Source organism: Nocardia sp. NPDC127606 (genome assembly GCF_042671725.1).
GTDB lineage: Bacteria > Actinomycetota > Actinomycetes > Mycobacteriales > Mycobacteriaceae > Nocardia.
Map to the genome: position 1 here is coordinate 362,647 of NZ_JBHXWQ010000004.1, position 18,800 is coordinate 381,446.

Sequence of the window (18,800 nt, forward strand, 5' to 3'; positions counted from 1 at the left end):
CCGACCGTGAGCCGCGTAACACCGCCTGTACCGGCCGCGACATCGGCTACCGATCAGTTATCGCAAAATCAGCCTGAAAAAGGCAAGCAGAAACCACCCCTATGCATGCACAGGGGTGGTTTCCGGCGAACTCAGTTCGCAGCAACCTCGAGGTTGAACTTCGCGGCCACATCGGGGTGCAGGTGCACCACGATGCCGTGCTTGCCGGTCGCCTTGATGTGCGACTTCGGCAGCTCGATGCTGCGCTTGTCGACCACGGGGCCACCGGCCGCCTTGATGGCCGAGGCCACGTCGGTGGTGGTGACCGAACCGAACAGCTTGCCGCTGTCGGCGGTCTTCACGGTCAGCGAAACCGCGGCGAGGCCCTCGATGGCCTGCTTCAGCTCGTTGGCGTGATCCAGGTCGCGCACCTTGCGGGCGTCCTGGGCGCGACGGATTCCGTCGACCTGCTTCTGGGCGCCACGGGTGGCCTGGATGGCCAGACCGCGGGGCAGCAGGAAGTTACGGCCGTAGCCGTCCTTGACCTCGACAAGGTCGCCGGGGGCGCCGAGGTTGTCGACATCAGCGGTGAGGATGAGCTTCATCTGTGTGACTCCCTTTCTCAGCGAGCGGTCGACACGTAAGGAAGCAGAGCCACCTCACGCGAGTTCTTGACGGCGACAGCGATGTCACGCTGGTGCTGCACGCAGTTGCCGGTGACGCGGCGAGCGCGGATCTTGCCGCGATCGCTGACGTACTTACGCAGCAGCGTGGTGTCCTTGTAATCGATATTGACGATTCCGGACTTTGCTTCCTTGCAGAAAGCACAGGCCTTCTTCTTCAGTACCTTTTCGCGCGCGGGCGCTTTAGGCATGGTTTTCTCTCCGTACTATGAGTGCCGTTCGATCAGAACGGCGGTTCGTCATCCATGCGGCCGCCGCCCCCGAAGGAGCCGGCCGCGGGCGCGCTACCCCACGGATCGTCTTCGCCACCGGCATTGCTGCTGCCGGCCGGACGTCCGCCGCCGTTGTTGGCGTTGTAGCCGCCTGCGCTAGATCCACCACCGGCATTGCCGGAACCACCACCACTGAAGCCGCCACCGCCGCCTCCGCCACCGCGACCGGCCTTGGAGACCTTCGCAGTCGCGTAACGCAGCGAGGGACCGACTTCGTCGACCTCGAGCTCGACCACAGTGCGCTTCTCACCCTCGCGGGTTTCGTAGGAGCGCTGCTTGAGCCGACCACTCACGATGACGCGAGCGCCTCGGGTCAGACTTTCGGCGACGTTCTCCGCTGCTTCACGCCAGATGTTGCAGCGCAGGAACAGAGCCTCGCCGTCTTTCCATTCGTTCGAATTGCGATCGAACACACGGGGAGTCGACGCGACGGTGAAATTTGCCACCGCCGCACCTGCGGGCGTGAAACGAAGCTCCGGGTCTGCCGTCAAGTTTCCGATGACGGTAATGACCGTGTCGCCTGCCATGGGGTTCCTCCTGCTCGGGGTGCAGTCCGCATCTCGGGGATTTGCGCTCGAGCCTAAAGCTAGGCTCTGACATCAAATTCGAGAAGGGTGCGGACTACTTGTCGTTGCGCAGAACCTTGGTGCGCAGCACCGTCTCGTTCAGGCCCAGCTGGCGGTCGAGTTCGCTCACGGTGGCCGGGGTCGCGGTCAGGTTGACGATCGCGTAAATGCCTTCGGCCTGCTTGGCGATTTCGTAGGCGAGCCGGCGGCGGCCCCAGATGTCGACCTTGTCGACGTTGCCGCCCTCGGTCTTGACGACCGTGAGCAGGGTATCCAGGGACTGCCCGACGATGCGCTCGTCCAGGCTCGGGTCGAGGATGACCATTACTTCATATTGACGCACGGACCAATCACCTCCTGTGGACTAGGAAACGGCCATGGACTCTCCATGGCAGGAGGGTTCGTTGCGTCAGCAACCCGCCAAGGCTACATGAGCGGGTAGTGACCAGCGAAATCGATGCCTGCCGCGGGTGTACCCGGGTGATCCGGACACCGCCGCATAATGTGGTCGCCATGACCACAGTCGGCCCGCGGCGGCGCGCAGCACGACGCGGCGCGACGTGGGCCGCTGCCTTGAGCATCCTGGTGCTGCTGCTGTGTGGCCTCACTCTCGCGCTGGCCTACGCCAACAAAGCCCGGTGCGCGGGCGGTGCGATCGATGAATCCGGTCGCAGTCTGGTATTCGAGGAGCGCAAGGATTCGGATGTCTGCTATTCGGACATCCAATTCCTGTGGCTCGGCCGCGATATCGACAATCATGTCTTCCCGTACGTGGACGGCGCGATCACCGAAGACGGGGCGCTGACCGGCGGTGCGGTGGAATACCCGGTACTCAGCGGTGTGCTGATGTGGGCGGGCGCCATCGGGGTGGACAACGACGCCGACTTCCTGTGGCACTCGGCGCTGTTGCTCGCGCCGTTCGCCCTGCTCACGGCGTGGATGCTGGCCCGGCTCGCGGGCCCGGCGGCGCTGCTGTGGGCGATCGGCCCGCCGCTGGTGTTCTACGCCTTCCACAACTGGGAACTGCCGGTGGTGTGCACGGCGGTGGCGGCGGTCTATGTGATGACGATGCTGACCGGGCTGTCCGTGCGCACCCGCGGAATCATCGCCGCGGTGCTGCTCGCGCTGGGTTTCTGTCTCAAGCTCTATCCGGGGATCTTCGTGCTGCCGCTCGCGGTGTTCGTGCTCACCGAGGGTGCCCCACGCGGTCGTCGCCCGGTCGGTGAGCTCGATGTGGCGGGTGCCGCGCAGACTCTGCTGGCCGCGATGGGCGCGGTGGCGGCGGTGAATCTGCCGTTCGTGCTGGCCGGGGTGGAGGGCTGGCGCGCCTCGATCACGTTCCAGCAGTTGCGTCAGGCCGACATCACCACCAACTCGATCTGGTACTGGGGTCACCAGCTGATCTTCGGCCGCGCGGCGGAAACCACGCAGACCTGGCATGACGCCGTCGCGATCGCCTCGCCCGTCTTGATCTTCGGCGGGTTCGCGCTGGCCATGTGGCTGGGCTGGCGGCGCTGGACCCCCACTTCGGCGTATCCGTGGGTCGGTGTGAGCGCGGCGATGCTGGCCGCTTTCATGCTGTTCCACAAGGTGCATTCACCCCAGTACACCCTGTGGATAATTCCGTTCCTGGTGTTGCTGGAGGTGCCGTGGTCGCTGGTCGCGGCCTATCTGGTGGCCGACGCGGCGGTGGGCGTCGGGGTGTTCCGGTACTTCGCCGCGCTGGGCGAGGGCGAGGGCGTCGAGTTGATGGAAGGGATTGTCCAGTTCGGCGTGTGGTTGCGCACCGCCCTGTTGATCACGCTGTTCTTCCTGTTCCTGCGGGCGAGGGTGCGCGGCTCGCGCGTCGAACCGAGCACCGCACTCGGCCGCCAACTGCAGCCCGCGTGAACGACAACGGCGGCGAATCCCCGTAGGGACTCGCCGCCGCTGTAGATCTTCGGCCGTGGATCAGCTGACCGGAGCCGACTCCTTGGCGTCCTCCACGGCGTCCGGCTCCGCCTTGCGGTTGCGCAGGACGCTGGAGACGAGCGCCGCGCCGATGAATGCCACGCCGATCAAGCCCGTGATGAGCTCGTTGACGTGCACGCCGATCGAGACGAGCAGGATCGCCGCCAGCGCACCGATCGCCCAGTGGGCGCCGTGCTCGAGGTACACGTAGTCCGACAGCGTGCCCTGGCGAACCAGGTACACCGTGATCGATCGGACGAACATCGCACCGATCAGGCCGAGGCCCAGCGCGATGATGATCGGGTCGGAGGTGATGGCGAACGCGCCGATGACACCGTCGAAGGAGAACGACGCGTCGAGCACTTCCAGGTAGAGGAACAGGAAGAACGCGGCCTTACCGGTCGCCTTGACCAGCGTGGACGGGCCACCCTGGGGTCCCTCTTCGAACTCCTCGGTGTGGAACATCGAACCGAGTCCGTCGACCAGGATGTAGACGATCATGCCGAGCAGGCCGGAGACCAGCACGGTGGAGCGATCGTCGGCGTCGGCCAGGAACTCCGCGACCAGCACCAGACCGGTACCGGCGACGACCACCGACAGCATGTCGAGCTTGCCCGCCTTGGCCAGCGGCTTCTCGAGCCAGCTGAGCCAGGTGATGTCACGCTCTTCGAAGATGAAGTTCAGGAACAGCAGCGCCAGGAACATGCCGCCGAACGCCGCGATCTGCGGGTGCGCGTCGGTGAGTAGGGTCTCGTAGCTCGGGCTGCCGTCAGGGAAGTAGGCGGCATCGTCCGCCGGGGGGTTCAGCGCCAGGTCGAAGGCCTCGACCGGGTTCAGTCCCGCGGTGACCCACACGATGGCCAACGGGAAGATCAGACGCATACCGAACACGGCGATCAGCACGCCGACAGTCAGGAAGATCCGCTGCCAGAATTCGCTCATCCGTTCCAGGACGGTGGCGTTGATGACGGCGTTGTCGAACGACAGCGACACCTCGAGAATGCCGAGGATGGCGCACAGTGCGAGAGCGGTCAAGCCACCGTAGAGGTAGGCCACGACCAGCGAGACCACCGTGATGACGATGGACAGGCCGAAGATGCGCGTTATCACGCGGAGGGACCTTTCTGTTTCGCACGAACAGGGGGCCCGATATGCCGAGCCCCCTGTTCGCGAGGGTGACTAGACGTTGACGCCGTAGTCGCGTGCGATGCCGGACAGGCCGGAGGCGTAGCCCTGACCGACGGCGCGGAACTTCCATTCGGCACCGTTGCGGTACAGCTCGCCGAAAACCATAGCGGTCTCGGTCGAGGCGTCCTCGGACAGGTCGTAGCGGGCGAGCTCGGTGCCGTTGGCCTTGTTGACCACGCGGATGTAGGCGTTGCGTACCTGACCGAACGACTGCGAGCGAGTCTCGGCATCGTAGATCGATACCGGGAAGAAGATGCTCTCGATGGTCGGCGGGGTGTTGGCGAGGTCGACGTCGATGACCTCGTCGTCGCCTTCGCCCTCACCCGTGGTGTTGTCGCCCTTGTGCTCGATGGCGCCCTCGGGGGACTTCAGGTTGTTGAAGAAGACGAAGTGCTTGTCGGAGACGACCTTCTTGTCGGCGCCGGTCGCGATGGCGCTCGCGTCGAGGTCGAAGTCGGTGCCGGTGGTAGTGCGCACGTCCCAGCCGAGGCCGACCGAGACCGCGGTCAAGCCCGGAGCCTCTTTGCTCAGCGAAACGTTGCCGCCCTTGGACAGACTGACACCCATGCGGGAATCCCTTCGATTAGTCCGGTGTGTCGTTTCCCAGCATGTCCGAATCGCCGGGTACCGCTACGACAGTAATAGGTTTCGCAGATCTTGCGTAGGAACCGTCTGCAGCCCAGGTTAACGGGGTGAATCTCCTACCATCGACGGCAGTGAGTGGGCGAACCGCAGCCGTGGTTCGGAAAGGGGATGTGCCGGTGACACCTCGTAGACGCGGATGGTTCAGGTCGGGGGCGGATCATGAGTGGATCAGCGGGGCGCGGGCCGCGGCATCGGCCGCCTTTCTGGATATGGATCGCAGGCAGACGGCGGCGGAGGCGGGCGTGGTGGCCAGTGAGCAGGTCTTCCCCGACCGCCGGATCAGCGCGGTCTGGGAGCCGGTGCGCGCGCGGTGCTACGCCGCGGCGGGCGCGTATCTGAGTTACACCGAAGAGCTCGACGCCGCCGAGGCCGCGGGCACCCCGATCGCGGACGGTCAGGCCAGGGCGGACGCGTTGGTCCGGCAGCTGAACGAGGCCGCGCGTGGGGTCGACGACTTCTACAACGCGCACCGCGCCGGCCTCGCCGAAGCCGCGACCGTGCGAGCGTCGGTGCCGCAGTTGCTGACACATGTGCGGGCAGAGGCCGAACAGGTGCTGGCCGCTGCCGCGTCGTCCGGATTCACGAATTACCCCTCGATCTCCGCGGGTGTAAGGAGGCTGAATGAGGCTCTGCTCACAGCCTCTTCCAGCGATCCCGGCACCGCGGTAGCGGCCGCGCGCGAGGCGGCGAACACCGTGCAACAGGCGACGTCGGAACTGTCGAATGCGTTGGCGCAAGCCCCTTCTCGTGCCTCGGCTGCCGCGAACGCAATCGCGTCGGTGACCACCCGCCTCGCCGCCGTCGGTAACCGCGCCGGGGCGCTCGGACCGGCCTACTCCGCGCTGCTGCGTGAGTTCAGTGCTGCGAGTTCGGCGGACTTGACCAACAATGAGCGGGAAAGCCGTCGTGGCATGGACGCCGCCGACGAAGCGCTGGTCGGCGCGCGCGTCGCGGCAGCCGATCGTGATCCGGAGACCGCCCTTGATTTGACCGCCACCGCACGCGAGTACCTCGCCGAGGCCGAGCAGTTGGTCGACGCCGTCACCCGGCGCCTCGAATTGTTACGTGAGGTACGTACCGACCCCGAGGCTCAGGCCCGCACCGTACGATTCCGGCTGCGGGACGCGCAGATGCTCGCGGTCGACCGAGGACTGGTCGCCGAGTGGGGCTCGGTTCTCGATGCACAAGCAGAGCGCCTCGACCGCATCACCGCCGGACTGACGGGTCGTCATCCAGACTATTGGGCGTATGTTACCGAGCTGGGTACCGTCGCAGAGTTCATCGCCGGTGTGGTCGAGCGCATCAGAAAACACGCTTCCGAAAAGTAGAAATGACATGGGTCGACAGATGAGGTGGGGGGAATGACCGCGGGCTACGCCATCGCACCGGAAGTTTGCTTGCGTAAGCAGGTACCGCTGCGCCATTTCCAGCAGTTGCAGGGTCCCCGCCGCCGGGAGTTGTTCCTGGTCGAACCGGAGCCGATCCAAGGCCACGACGACCGGGAGCTGCTGGCGACCGCGCTCGGCGCGACCCTGTATGTGCCCGCGACCCGCCCCGATCTCGCCGCCACGATTCGCCGACGGGCCGCGCGCGGGGTGTGCTCGATGGTGATCGACCTCGAGGACGCCGTCGCCGATCACCAGGTGGAGGCCGCCAAACAGCACGCGGTGGACACCCTGGATCTGCTCGCACGCGGCGAAGACGCGAACCCGATGCTGTTCATCCGGGTCCGCGACGCGGCGTCGGTCGGCGAACTGGTCGCCGCGCTCGGACCGGGCGCCGAGGTGCTCACGGGATTCGTCTTCCCGAAGTTCGACGCCGTCAGCGGGCCCGCCTACCTGGCCGCGCTCGACGACGCCAACCGCAGCCTCGGCCGTCCGGTCTACGCGATGCCGGTGCTCGAATCGTCGAACCTGGTGCACCGCCAGACCCGCGACGAGCAGCTCTCGCGCATCGCCGAACTGCTCGCCGGACACCGTGAGCAGCTGCTGGCCGTGCGGATCGGCGCCACCGACATGTGCTCGACCTTCGGCATCCGCCGCGACCGCGACCTCACGATCTACGACGTGCGGGTGGTCGCCGACGTGATCGCCGACATCGTCAACTACCTCGGCCGCGTCGACGGCACCGGCTTCATCATCACCGGACCGGTGTGGGAGTACTTCGCCGATCACGAGCGGATGTTCCGGCCGCAGCTGCGCAGCGCGCCGTTCGAGGAATCCGACGCGGTGAAGTTCCGCCAGTACCTGGTGAGCCGCGACCTCGACGGCCTGCTGCGCGAGATCACCCTCGACCGCGCCAACGGCATCCAGGGCAAAACGGTGATCCACCCCTCGCACGTGGCCGTGGTGCACGCGCTGTCGGTGGTGACCCACGAGGAATACGCCGACGCGCTCGACATCATGGCGGCCGATGTCGGTGGCGTCGCGGCCTCGGAATACCGCAACAAGATGAACGAGATGCGCCCGCACCGCAGTTGGGCCCGCCAGACGCTGGTTCGGGCCCGTGCGTTCGGGGTCGCGAACAAGGGAGTGTCTTTCGTGGACTTGCTGACAGCGATGATCGCCGAATGAGTGCGGTCGAAACACCATGGGCGACGGTGAATCTCGGGATCGAGCTGCATCACGGCGAGTCCTTCGCCGCACGCGAGGATTCCGTGCCGGGCGAGCTTTCGATCGGCGCGCTGGTGCAGCCGGGTCTGCGCCGTAACCCGCGCCGGGCGCACCTGCTGGTTTCCACCGTGCTCGGCAAGCACCTGCCGACGGACCCGCGCGTGGTGATCGGCGCGGGCGATCGCCTGGGCGATCTCGTGCGTGAGGTACTCGGTGATCGCGAAGCCGTTGTGCTCGGATTCGCCGAGACCGCTACCGGTTTGGGTCACTGCGTGGCGGCGCGGATCGACGCGGGTTGCTACCTGCATTCCACCCGCAGGCACGAGTCGCGAGTCACCACGCTCACCGGTTTCGAAGAGGGCCATTCGCACGCCACCTCGCATCTGCTCCAGCCCGCGCCCGCCGCGATCTTCGCCGACGATCTGCCGCTGGTGCTCGTCGACGACGAGATCTCCACCGGCGACACCGCGATCGACGCGGTGCGCGCGCTGCACGCTTTCGCTCCGCGCTCGCACTACGTGCTCGCCTCGCTGGTCGACATGCGCACACCGGCCGATCGGACCAGATTCGAAGCCGCCGCGGCAGAACTCGGTGCGCGTATCGACACGGTCTGCCTGGCATCCGGTCGCACCGAGCTACCGGCCGGGCTGATCGACACGGTGACCGCACTGCCCGAACCGCGGCTGAATCCGATCGCCACCGAGCGGGGTTCGTACGGACGCATCGAATTGACCTGGCCCGCCGACGTTCCCGAGGGCGGTCGGCACGGCACCCTTCGCTCGGACAACGCCGCCTTCGACGTCGCGGTGAAATCCATCGCCGACGAGGTGAACTCCCGCCTCGACGCCGAGTTCGCCGGCCGTCCGGTCATCGTCATCGGCCACGAAGAACTCATGTACCTCCCCTTGCGCCTGGCCGCCGACCTGGCCGACGCAGGCATCCCCGCCCGCTTCCAAACCACCACCCGTTCACCGGCATACGTCCTCGACGAACCCGGCTACCCCCTACGCCGCGGCTTCCGGTTCACCGCCCCGGAACCCGACCCCACCGCCCAGCGCTACCTCTACAACGCCCAGTGGCCCGACGCGGACCCGGTCCTGCTGGTCGTCATCGATCCGCCCGCCGATACGCCGGAACTCGTCGCCCCTGGCGGCCTGGTCGACGTCCTCACCGCGTCGGGCGCCGATGTCCTGATCGCAGTCGTGCCAGGTGCGGATCCTCGTGCGCTGCACGCGGGCCGGACCGCTGAGGGAGTGGCCGGGACTGCGTCACTGTCGGTGTCGTACAACGATTCCGCCACCAGCGCGAACGCGCCGAGTCGCAAGGAATCGACCGTGGCGACCGATTCCGCGGACCGTGCGGGCCGCGCGGAACGCGGTGGCGGCTCGAGCTCTACCGCGGCCCCGAAGGAGCCGGGTGCGGGGCCGTTCCCCGAAGCCCTGCACGGCCCCGCGTTCGGTTCGTATGCGCCCGAGGATGTTTCGTGGCTGCTGAAAGATCTCTCGGACGCCGATCTGGAAGCCGATGTGACGGAACGTGAACGGCGCATCCAGGCCGGTGTGGCCCATTACGCCGAGTCGTTGCCGGTGGAGTTCCAGCCCGACGCCGAATACTGCGAGCTCTTCGATCGTGTGCTCGCCGACAGCGCCGAGCGACTGGCGCTGGCAGTCGCCACCGTGGCCGAACTCGTCGTCGCCGAACGCGGTGAGAACGTCGTCCTGGTCTCGCTGGCCAGGGCGGGCACGCCCGTCGGCGTGCTCATGCGCCGTTGGCTCGTCAGCGGGATCGGCCGCGAACCCCTGACCGTGCCGCACTACGCGGTCTCGATCGTGCGCGATCGCGGTATCGATGCGGTGGCGCTGGACTACCTCGCCCGCCACCATGATCCGTCCTCGATCGTCTTCGTCGACGGCTGGACCGGCAAGGGCGCGATCACCCACGAGCTGACCGCGGCCCTGGACGACTATCACGCCGCCGGTGGCGCCCGGTTCGACGACGAGCTCGTCGTCCTGGCCGATCCGGCCAATTGTGTGCGCACCTACGGCACCCGCGACGACTTCCTCATCGCCTCGGCCTGCCTCAATTCGACCGTGTCCGGGCTGGTTTCACGCACGGTCCTCAATGACACCCTGATCGGCCCCGGCGAGTTCCACGGCGCCAAGTTCTACCGCGATCTGATCGACGCCGATGTCTCGAACCAGCTGATCGACACCGTCACAGCGGCTTTCGGCGCGATCAGCGAGCAGGTACCCGCCGCCGTCGCCGCGATCCGGAATTCCGACCGCACCCCGGACTGGTCCGGGTGGGCGTCGGTGGAGAAGGTCCGCGCCGAATACGGCATCAGCACAGTCAATTACGTGAAACCCGGCGTCGGCGAGACCACCCGCGTGCTGTTGCGCCGGGTACCGTGGCGGGTGCTGGTCCGCGAGGCAGACGCACCGGAGCACGCCCACATCCGCCTGCTCGCCGCGGCGCGCAATGTCCCGGTGGAAGTGGTCCCCGACCTGGCCTACTCCTGCATGGGCCTGATCAAGGAGCTACCCCGGTGACCGCCGAGTCCCTCTTCGCGACTGATCTGGATCGCACGATGATTTTCTCCCGCAACGGCTTCGGTGGTGCGGAGGCCGTCGCGAAGGAGTGCGTCGAGTACTACGAGGGCGAACCGCTCTCCTACATGACCATCAGCGCCGTCGCGGCCCTGCGCGAGCTCGCGGCCATTGCCCCGGTGATCCCGACGACCACCCGCACGATCGAGCAGTTCCAGCGCATCACCCTCCCCGGCGCCCCCTGGCGCTACGCCATCACCAGCAACGGCGGCAACATCCTGGTCGACGGCATCCCCGACCCCGCCTGGCGCGTCGCCATCGACGACCAGGTCAACGCGTCGGGCGCTACCCTCGCCCACGTGGGTGCCGAATTACGCTCCCGGACAGACGATTCCTGGGTCACCAAGTACCGTGAGGCCGACGAGCTGTTCTGCTACCTGGTGGTCCGCCCGGACCTGGTCCCCGCGGGTTTCCTCGCCGAATGGGACATCTGGTGCCGCGCCAACGGCTGGTCGGCGTCCCAGCAGGGCCGCAAGATCTACACGATGCCCGACGCCGTCTGCAAGAGTCTCGCGGTCGCCGAGGTCCGCGAGCGGCTGACCGAATCGGGCGAAATCGTCAGTGGCGCAACCTTGTTCACCGCCGGCGACGGCGCCCTCGACGCCGAGATGCTGAGAGCCGCCGACGCCGCCATCCGCCCCCGCCACGGCGAGCTGGAGGAATTGAACTTCACCGCGCCCAACCTGGCGATCACCGGAAGCAGCGGAATCCTCGCGGGTGAGGAGATCCTCACCTGGTTCCACGACCATGCCGCTCGTCGCACCGCACAGGCCGCACCCGCCTGACCTTCGAGCGAAGGCCAGGCGCTCGGCGTGTTCAGTGCACGGCCGAGGAGCCCTCTTTCCGGGCCGCCAGCGCCTGTGCGCGCTTGGCGTCCTTGGCCCAGGTGTGCGAGCCGGGTTTGCGCGCCTCGGCCGCCAGTTGCTTGACGGTGTGCTTGCAGATGAACTCCTTGAGCTTCGCCCCTGGACGACCACCCAGGTACAGCTTCTTCGCGGTGTCGTCCTTGTCGGCGAACTGGAAGATTCCGGCGGCGCGGCCCAGGCTGATGCACTGCCCGGCGAAGCCCAGATCCACAGGCGCGGGCTCGTTCGCGGCCAGCCTGCTCAGGATGGTGTCGGCGGCGTGCGCGCCCAGCGGGCCGGCGGCCTGGCAGCTCATCCGGAACGGCAGGTTCGACGGTGCCGCGGAATCACCGGCGGCGAGGACGCGGGGATCGTCGATGCTGGTCAGCGTCTCGTCGGTGAGCAGGCGGCCGAGCGCGTCGGTGCTCAGTCCGCTCCGCGCGGCGAGGTCGGGTACGCCGAAGCCGGCGGTCCAGATGGTCACCGCGCTCGGCAGCGTCGTCCCGTCGGCCAGGTCGACGCAGTCGCGAGTCACCGCGGTCACTTTCGCCGCGGCGCCCTCGAGGACCGTCACGCCGAGTTTTGCCATCCGCTTGGCGACCGAGCGCCGGCCCTTCGGGTGCAGGTACGGGCCGAGCACCGCGCCGCAGACCAGGGTCACCGCGCGGCCAGCTTCGGCCAGCTCGGCGGCGGTTTCGATGCCGGTCGGACCCGAGCCGACGACGGTGATCGGTGCGGCGGCGGGCGCGGTGTCGAGGATCGGGCGCAGGCGCTGCGCCTCTTCCATCGTGGCGATCGGGTAGGCGTGTTCGGCGGCTCCGGGAACGCTGGGGTCGGCGCTGCCGCTGCCCACCGCGTAGATCAGGTAGTCGTAGTCGATTCGCCGGTGTCCGGCCAGCGTCAGGGACCGGTTGTCCGTGTCGATCCGTGTGACGGTGTCGATCACCAGACGCACGGTGGGGGCGAGCACGTCGCGGTAGTCCACGACCGCATCGTCGGATCCGACGACCAACTGGTGCAAGCGGATTCGCTCGACGAAGCTCGCGCGAGGATTGATCAGGGTGACAGTGACATCGTCGCGCTGGGTCAGTCGGTTGGCGGCCATGACGCCGGCGTATCCGCCGCCGATGACGACTACGTTGCTGTTCTCGGTCATGGTGTCCTCCGTCGTTCGTTCTCTTGGGGTTCGGACACTGGACACCGCGTGCCGGAAAGATGTGACGTGGTGTGGTGCAGGTCACAGGGAGGTCGGCGGCTCGACGGTGGCGGCGGGTGCGGTTCAATAGGCGTCGAGTAGACCGAGAGCAGGACCGAGTGAACACACGCGACAACACCGCAGATCCGGCGACCGAGGCCTTCCTGGCCCACCGAAACCTGCTCTTCACCGTCGCCTACGAGATGCTCGGCTCGGCCGCCGACGCCGAGGACGTGGTGCAGGAGACCTGGCTGCGCTGGGCCGAGGTCGACGTGAACCAGGTGAGCGAGCATCGCGCCTATCTGGTCCGGATCGCTACGAGGCAGGCCCTCAACCGGCTGCGAACGGTGAACCGCCGCAGGGAGTCCTATGTCGGACCGTGGCTGCCGGAACCGCTGCTCACCACACCGGATGTCGCCGAGGACGTCGAGCTCGCCGAGAGCATGTCGATGGCGCTGATGCTCGTGCTCGAGACTCTGGCGCCCACCGAGCGAGCCGTGTTCGTGCTGCGTGAGGTCTTCGACGTCGGCTACGACGAGATCGCCGCGGCGGTCGACAAGACACCGGCGGCGGTGCGCCAGATCGCACACCGCGCCCGCCGACACGTGCAGGCTCGGCGACCGCGGCATGTGGTGTCGCGCAGTCAGACCCGGGCGGCGTTGGCGTCGTTTCAGCGCGCGATGGAAACCGGTGACGCCCAGGGCCTGCTGGATGTGCTGGCTCCGCAGGTCGTCGCGCTGACCGACGGCGGCGGCGTCAAACGTGCCGCGCTGCGGCCGATCACCGGCGCCGAGGCCGTGGTCAGCTTCCTCATGTTCCGTGCGAGCAAGGTCGAGGCCCCGCTCACCATGGCGCCCACCGAGCTCAACGGCAACCCGGCGTTGCTCGTGTACCTGGGTGCCGAGCTCGACGGCGTCATCACGCTGCGCATCGAGGACGCGGGCATCACGGGCGTCTACTACGTGCGCAACCCGGAGAAGCTGACCCGTGTCGAGTCCGTGATCCCGCTGACTCGACAGTGATCCGCCGCGCTCAGTAGTGCTGTTGCTGACCGGCCAGCTGCTGAGCGATCACACCTTGAATCCGCTGCAGCCCACCGACCGTGACACCGCTCTGCAGCTGCCCCTCGATCGTGCGCACCAGCGCGTTGTCGCTCATGATCTTCTCGGTCGACTGGATCAGCACGGTGCCCGCGCCGGTGAAGTCGAACTGACGTTCCTCGCCCGAGTTGGCGCCCATCCTGGCCGCGCCCGCCGCGAGGAAGCTGCCGATCCAGCCCTGGTCGTAGTGGTGACTGGGCGACGGGCAATCAGCCCAGCCCACCAGGGATTCGGGGTCGACGCGCAGCGGCGGTTCGGCGAACATCACCGGCCCGTTCGACGACGCGAGGAACTTTCCGGTGCCGATCAGCGTGAGGAATCCGGGCACGATCGACTGCTTGAGCGCCAGTCCGGGCTCGAAGGCCAGCAGATTCGCACCACGGATGGTGAGGTTGCCTTCTTCGAGGTCATAGGAATTGATGTCGTAACCGCGGTCGCCGATGATCAGCTTGCCGTGACCCTGCGCCACCACGTAGTCGCCCGCGAACAGCGGCGCGGAGAACTGGCTGCTCACCATGTGCATCAGGCCGCCCTGTAGCCCGTGCGTGAGCATCTGGAACTCGATCTGCCCGTAGTAGGCGATCATCGCGCCCTTGCGCATGAACCAGGGTCCGGTCAGGTCGATGCAGTAGGCGTAGCTGTTGCCCGGAATGTTGTCGCTGGCACCGAGATTCATCGGCGAGAGGATTTCGCTCATCGGTTCACAACTTCTCTTCGGAGGCCTGCACGTACACCACACCCTGTCCGTGGCAATGCAATTGCATCGCTTCGCCCGCGCCACGTCCCACCGCGTCGCGCCAGCTCATCGCGGACTTCAGCTCGGTCTGCACGTTGCCGTACGCGGCGACGAATGCCTGCGGGTCGACAACGATCGGATTCGGTCCGCCCACTTGCAGTTCCAGGAAGCCGCCGTGCGCGAGCAGCACCGCCGAACCCTGCCCGCTGAGCTGGGTGGTGAACATGCCCTGCCCGGTCGCCACGCCCGCCGCGGCACCGCGCAGCGCGCCCATCAGACCGCCGCCGCCACCCGAACTGGCAACGGACACCACCGAAGCCTGCAAACCGGCCGACTGCGCGAGCAGTCGCGAAGCCTCGGCCCGCAACACCGCGCCCGGCTGCATCTGCACCACGTGCACCTCGAGCCCGGCGAATCCGTAGTGGACCTCACCGTTGCCCTGCGCGAGCATGGTCCGCTCGTGCTCACCGGCCATCATCTGCCCGGCCATCCGCATCAGACCGCCGCCGCCCATGCCCTGACCGGCGCCGGGAATCTGATGCGGTGCGAACGCGACCTGACCCGTGTAGAACAGCATCGCGCCGGAACGGGCGACGACGCCGCCCGCCTGGCCGACGTTGACTTTGACGACCTTGCTGTTGACCTTCTCGAACATCGCCCGCCCCTACCGTTCCGCCGGCTGGATCAGCACGACACCCTGGCCGTCGAACCGCAGCGAGAACGCCTCGCCCGCATCCTGTCCGACCATCGACCGCCAGGAAACGTCGGTGATGAACGACTGGTTGAGATTGCCGCGCGAGGCGACGAACGCGTCGGGATCCACGATCAGCGGAAACTGCGGCGACACCTCGAGGTGGATCAGCGGCCCACCGGCCGACAGCAGCGCCACCTGGCCCTGCCCGCTGACCGTGGTGGTGAACAGCCCACTGCCCGCCGACATCCCGCCGACCCCGGCGAAGCGCACATCGGTGCGCAGGTTGCCCGCGAAGGCCAGCAGCTGCTGCGACTCGACCTGGAGCGTCTCGTTGTTCAGGTTCACCACGGTGACGTTCTGGCCGTTCACCGCCAGGAACACGCGCCCGTTGCCGTTGCACTCCATCAGTGACAGTTTCTCGCCGGTGGCGCGGCGCTTGAGGCCGTTGAGTACGCCCTCGCCGCCGCCGAACCCGGCCGATTTGAACTGGACGTTGCCTTCGTAGGCCACCATCGAGCCGGAGATCGCGCGGATACTCGTCCCCGCGAGCTGCGCCTCGATCACCTTCTTCGACTGTTCGAACAATTGCGCCATGACAGGTGTGTGCCCGTCCCCTCTACGAAGGCGGTCCTACCGCCCGTTCCGACTGCGACGTCACCCTAACCGATCAGGGGAAAGTCCGCCCGGGCCACAGAGCACGGACGCGTGCGGCCGGTTTCTCGTAGAGTGGCAAGCACTGCTGTGGAACACCCACCAAACGACAAGCGAAGGGTCTAACTTGTCTGCAACACTCGCCAAGGGCCAGAACGGCCCGCTGGCCGTCAGTGACGTGGTGATCTCGCTCCAGGTCACCGCACCGGCCGACCTGTCCGCGCTGCTCGTGACCGAGCAGGGCAAGGTCCGCACCGACGCTGATTTCGTCTTCTACAACCAGCCGAGTGGGCCGGGTGTCGATCTACGCCCCGGACCGGCGGGTCAGCCTGCCTCGCTTGCTGTTTCGCTGTCCGCGGTGCCCGCCGACATCGATCAGATCCGCGCGGTGATCACCCTCGACGACGCGACCAGCAATTTCGGTCGCTTCGCGCCGCCCACCGCGCTGGTCTCCGATGCTTCGGGAAACCAGCTGTTCAGCTACCAGATCGACGGCCTGAACGCCGAGTCGATCGTGATCGCGCTCGAGCTGTACCGCCGTCAGGGCAGCTGGAAGGTGCGTGCGGTCGGCCAGGGTTACGCCGGTGGTTTCGCCGCGCTGGTCACCGATCACGGTGTGCAGGTGGATGATTCGCCCGCCCAGGCCGCCCCGCAGCAGGCCGCGCCCCCGCCGCCTCCGCCGCAGCAGGCCCCGCCGGCATACCCGGCGCAGTCCGCGCCCAGCTACCCGCAGCAGGCCGCGCCCGCCTACGCGCCGCCCGGCGGTGGCTACCCGCCGCCGCCCGGCCCGGCCCAGCAGCCGCCCGGTGGCGGCTACCCGCCGCCGCCCGGACAGGGTTACCCGCCGCCCGCGCAGGGTGCGCCGCAGCAGCCCGCGGGCGAGATCAGTCTGAGCAAGGATCGCCCGGTCAGCCTGCAGAAGGGCCAGCGGGTCACGCTGCGCAAGGAGGGCGGCGCGGCGCTGACCTTCGTGAAGATGGGCCTGGGCTGGGACCCGGTACGCACGCGCGGGATGTTCGGCAACCGCACCGTCGACATCGACCTCGACGCCTCGGTCTGCCTGTTCGCCGACCAGAACCTCGTCGACGTGGCCTACTACGGCCAGCTGTCGTCGAAGGACGGTTCGGTGCGCCACCAGGGTGACAACCTCACCGGTGAGGGCGACGGCGACGACGAGATGATCCTCGTCGACCTCACCAGGATCCCGGCGCACATCACCACGCTGCTGTTCATCGTCACCTCGTACAAGGGTCATTCCTTCGAGCAGGTGCAGAACGCCTTCAGCCGCCTGATCGACGGCACCACCAACGGCGAGCTGGCCCGCTACACCCTCGCGGGCGGCATGCCGTTCACCGCGATGGCGATGGCGAAGGTGTACCGCGTCGGCGGCGACTGGAAGATGCAGGCGCTCGGCGAGGGCTTCAATGCCAAGCACCCCGGTGAAGCGGTGCCGCAGCTGGGCCGATTCCTCGGCGGTAATTGAACCAAGACAGGGCAGACACCGTGATTCACCTGAAGGCGGGGCAGAACACTGCTCTGACTGCTGATTCCGTGCGCTTCACCGCGCAGACCACCGGCACCGTCGAACTCGGGGCGCTGGTGGTCGGCGAGGATCTGCGGGTTCGCGACGTGCACGATCATGTGTGCGCGTCGCGGCCCGCGGCCCCCGGCGTGAGCGTCGCGGGAGCGGCGGTGGAGCTGACGCTGTCGCGGATCAGGTCCGACGCGCATGCTGTGCTGCTGTTCGTCACGAACGGGCACGCGCTCGGCACGGTGACCGCCTCGCTGTACGAAAACGGTAGTCCTGCCGCGGAATTCGTCATCTCGCCGAACGCCGGTGAGAGCGCGCTGATCTGCCTCGAGGTGTATCGGCGCGGTGGTGGCTGGAAGTTGCGGGCGCTCGGTCAGGGTTACGCCGGTGGTTCGGCTCAGCTGCTCACCACGCACGGTGTGACCCCACCCGCACCCGCGCAGGCCTGGCAGGCGGCGCCGCTCGCGCCGCCGAGCGCTCCCACCGAGACGGTCGCGAGACCCGCACCCACCTCGGGTATTCCACTCGAAGTGGACCACGGTCTGCAACGCATGTGGATGATCTTCGAAGACGCCGCACGCTCGGCCGCCGCCCTGGTCTCGGCTCGCGACTACGCGACCAATCGCCTGGATCAGGAACTGTCCGAAGCGGTGTCGAATCCGGCGACCCGCAACACCCCCGCCGCTGACGCGGCCCGCGCGCAAGCGCAACGTCGCCACGACGACCTGGTTGCCCGCGCCGACGCCGACCATCGCCGCGACAGCGACCAACTCGGTCTCGAGATCGCCGAAGCCGACGCCGCCATGCCCGCCGCGCTGGCCTCCTGGCTCGCTCCCGCGTGGACCACCCGCGCCGCCCGCAGCGACGGCATCCGGCTCGGCGAGCTGTACGCGCTCGACCGCGGTGGCCTGCGGGTGCCGTATTGCGTTCCGGTGCCGCTGAATCGGCCGCTCTGGGTCGACACCGAATCCACCGCCGCGGCCTCGCGCGTGATCGGCGCACTGGTGGCCCGGCTCGTCGCCGCGATCCCCGACAAGCCGACCAAGGTCGACCTGATCGACCTCACCGGCGGCCTGCGCACCCTGGCCGCCCCGCTCGCCCCGCTCTTGGCGGGCCCGGTGATCGCCGATCACGGCGACATCTCCGCCCGCCTCGCCGAACTCGCCCACGCGGCAGAGCTCGCCGACATCGCCTACAACAGTGGACAAGCCGTACCCCCCACCGAACACCGCATCCTCGTCGCCGCCGACTTCCCGCACGGCTACCAGGGCAGCGACGTGGTGCGCCTGGGCCAACTGATGGTCCGCGGTGACCTGATCGGCTTGTCCCTGGTCATCGTCGGCAGCGGCGGCGGCGAATTCGGCGACGGCCCAGTCGATCTCCTCGCTCAGTCGTGCAGGCATCTCCCGACGATGCCCGGCACCCCCCTGTTCGACCCCTGGACAGGCAACGCCTGGGAACTCGACCTCGACATGCTCCCCGCCGAACCCGAACTCCAGGCACGCTACCTGCGAATGTAGAGCGGCACGTCTCGTCGTCGCGCCTGC

Annotated in this window: 18 protein-coding genes; 8 read left to right on the forward strand and 10 right to left on the reverse strand. The window is 67.6% G+C overall.

Features of this window, described 5'->3' with window-relative positions; genetic code table 11:
• Positions 1 to 131: 131 nt before the first annotated feature.
• The 4 genes from rplI to rpsF all read right to left on the reverse strand — a co-directional run bounded on the left by rplI (position 132) and on the right by rpsF (position 1,843).
• The gene (gene rplI / locus ACFVJ5_RS21320; protein ID WP_378634861.1) at positions 132 to 584 is read right to left on the reverse strand and encodes a 50S ribosomal protein L9; all 453 of its coding nucleotides are present in this window, start codon (positions 582 to 584) and stop codon (positions 132 to 134) included.
• A 17-nt stretch (positions 585 to 601) separates the two neighbouring features.
• Positions 602 to 853, reverse strand: a complete 252-nt coding sequence (gene rpsR, locus ACFVJ5_RS21325) for a 30S ribosomal protein S18 (protein WP_056823934.1) — start codon at positions 851 to 853, stop codon at positions 602 to 604.
• A gap of 32 nt (positions 854 to 885) precedes the next feature.
• The gene (locus ACFVJ5_RS21330; protein ID WP_379222419.1) at positions 886 to 1,461 is read right to left on the reverse strand and encodes a single-stranded DNA-binding protein; all 576 of its coding nucleotides are present in this window, start codon (positions 1,459 to 1,461) and stop codon (positions 886 to 888) included.
• 94 nt (positions 1,462 to 1,555) lie between these two features.
• Positions 1,556 to 1,843 (reverse strand): 30S ribosomal protein S6, encoded by a 288-nt coding sequence (rpsF, locus tag ACFVJ5_RS21335; RefSeq protein ID WP_056823926.1) that lies wholly within the window; start codon positions 1,841 to 1,843, stop codon positions 1,556 to 1,558.
• Positions 1,844 to 2,013: 170 nt separating this feature from the next.
• On the opposite strand from rpsF, the gene ACFVJ5_RS21340 reads away from it, so the two are divergent.
• The gene (locus ACFVJ5_RS21340) at positions 2,014 to 3,390 is read left to right on the forward strand and encodes a hypothetical protein (protein WP_379222420.1); all 1,377 of its coding nucleotides are present in this window, start codon (positions 2,014 to 2,016) and stop codon (positions 3,388 to 3,390) included.
• A gap of 60 nt (positions 3,391 to 3,450) precedes the next feature.
• Here the strand turns inward: ACFVJ5_RS21340 and ACFVJ5_RS21345 are convergent, their stop codons facing one another.
• Both ACFVJ5_RS21345 and ACFVJ5_RS21350 read right to left on the reverse strand, forming a co-directional pair.
• A complete protein-coding gene (locus ACFVJ5_RS21345; RefSeq protein WP_379222422.1) occupies positions 3,451 to 4,560 on the reverse strand; it encodes a DUF475 domain-containing protein in 1,110 nt (369 codons plus the stop codon).
• Between the two features lie 69 nt (positions 4,561 to 4,629).
• Positions 4,630 to 5,205: a TerD family protein gene (locus tag ACFVJ5_RS21350; RefSeq protein WP_062990541.1), complete on the reverse strand. Its 576-nt coding sequence runs from the start codon at positions 5,203 to 5,205 to the stop codon at positions 4,630 to 4,632.
• A gap of 287 nt (positions 5,206 to 5,492) precedes the next feature.
• Between ACFVJ5_RS21350 and ACFVJ5_RS21355 the strand changes: the two genes are divergently transcribed.
• From ACFVJ5_RS21355 to ACFVJ5_RS21370, 4 genes are read left to right on the forward strand one after another with little or no spacing between them, the layout of a single operon-like run.
• Positions 5,493 to 6,611 carry a hypothetical protein gene (locus ACFVJ5_RS21355; RefSeq protein ID WP_379222424.1) on the forward strand — a complete coding sequence of 373 codons (1,119 nt, stop codon included), beginning with the start codon at positions 5,493 to 5,495 and terminating at the stop codon, positions 6,609 to 6,611.
• 33 nt (positions 6,612 to 6,644) lie between these two features.
• Positions 6,645 to 7,856, forward strand: coding sequence for an HpcH/HpaI aldolase/citrate lyase family protein (locus ACFVJ5_RS21360; protein ID WP_379222425.1), 1,212 nt, complete (start codon positions 6,645 to 6,647; stop codon positions 7,854 to 7,856).
• On the forward strand, positions 7,853 to 10,444 hold the full coding sequence (locus tag ACFVJ5_RS21365) for a phosphoribosyltransferase (RefSeq protein ID WP_379222427.1): 2,592 nt from the start codon (positions 7,853 to 7,855) through the stop codon (positions 10,442 to 10,444). Before ACFVJ5_RS21360 ends, ACFVJ5_RS21365 begins: the two co-directional genes overlap by 4 nt.
• 38 nt (positions 10,445 to 10,482) lie before the next feature.
• Positions 10,483 to 11,286 carry an HAD family hydrolase gene (locus ACFVJ5_RS21370; RefSeq protein ID WP_379222689.1) on the forward strand — a complete coding sequence of 268 codons (804 nt, stop codon included), beginning with the start codon at positions 10,483 to 10,485 and terminating at the stop codon, positions 11,284 to 11,286.
• Between the two features lie 31 nt (positions 11,287 to 11,317).
• Here ACFVJ5_RS21370 and ACFVJ5_RS21375 read toward each other — a convergent pair whose 3' ends face one another.
• Positions 11,318 to 12,502, reverse strand: a complete 1,185-nt coding sequence (locus tag ACFVJ5_RS21375) for an NAD(P)/FAD-dependent oxidoreductase (RefSeq protein ID WP_379222429.1) — start codon at positions 12,500 to 12,502, stop codon at positions 11,318 to 11,320.
• Between the two features lie 158 nt (positions 12,503 to 12,660).
• On the opposite strand from ACFVJ5_RS21375, the gene ACFVJ5_RS21380 reads away from it, so the two are divergent.
• Entirely contained in the window at positions 12,661 to 13,563 is a 903-nt protein-coding gene (locus ACFVJ5_RS21380; protein ID WP_379222431.1) for an RNA polymerase sigma-70 factor, read from the forward strand.
• A 10-nt stretch (positions 13,564 to 13,573) separates the two neighbouring features.
• On the opposite strand, the gene ACFVJ5_RS21385 is transcribed toward ACFVJ5_RS21380, so the two are convergent.
• Genes ACFVJ5_RS21385 through ACFVJ5_RS21395 form a run of 3 tightly spaced genes read right to left on the reverse strand, consistent with a single transcriptional unit; the run spans position 13,574 to position 15,665 of the window.
• The gene (locus ACFVJ5_RS21385; protein ID WP_062990545.1) at positions 13,574 to 14,338 is read right to left on the reverse strand and encodes an AIM24 family protein; all 765 of its coding nucleotides are present in this window, start codon (positions 14,336 to 14,338) and stop codon (positions 13,574 to 13,576) included.
• Between the two features lie 4 nt (positions 14,339 to 14,342).
• On the reverse strand, positions 14,343 to 15,032 hold the full coding sequence (locus ACFVJ5_RS21390; RefSeq protein ID WP_379222433.1) for an AIM24 family protein: 690 nt from the start codon (positions 15,030 to 15,032) through the stop codon (positions 14,343 to 14,345).
• 9 nt (positions 15,033 to 15,041) lie between these two features.
• Positions 15,042 to 15,665, reverse strand: a complete 624-nt coding sequence (locus tag ACFVJ5_RS21395; protein WP_378634879.1) for an AIM24 family protein — start codon at positions 15,663 to 15,665, stop codon at positions 15,042 to 15,044.
• A gap of 184 nt (positions 15,666 to 15,849) precedes the next feature.
• On the opposite strand from ACFVJ5_RS21395, the gene ACFVJ5_RS21400 reads away from it, so the two are divergent.
• Complete coding sequence (locus ACFVJ5_RS21400) at positions 15,850 to 17,205, forward strand: TerD family protein (protein ID WP_379222435.1); 1,356 nt, start codon at positions 15,850 to 15,852, stop codon at positions 17,203 to 17,205.
• Positions 17,206 to 17,225: 20 nt separating this feature from the next.
• Positions 17,226 to 18,773, forward strand: a complete 1,548-nt coding sequence (locus ACFVJ5_RS21405) for a TerD family protein (protein ID WP_379222436.1) — start codon at positions 17,226 to 17,228, stop codon at positions 18,771 to 18,773.
• Positions 18,774 to 18,800 lie beyond the last annotated feature (27 nt).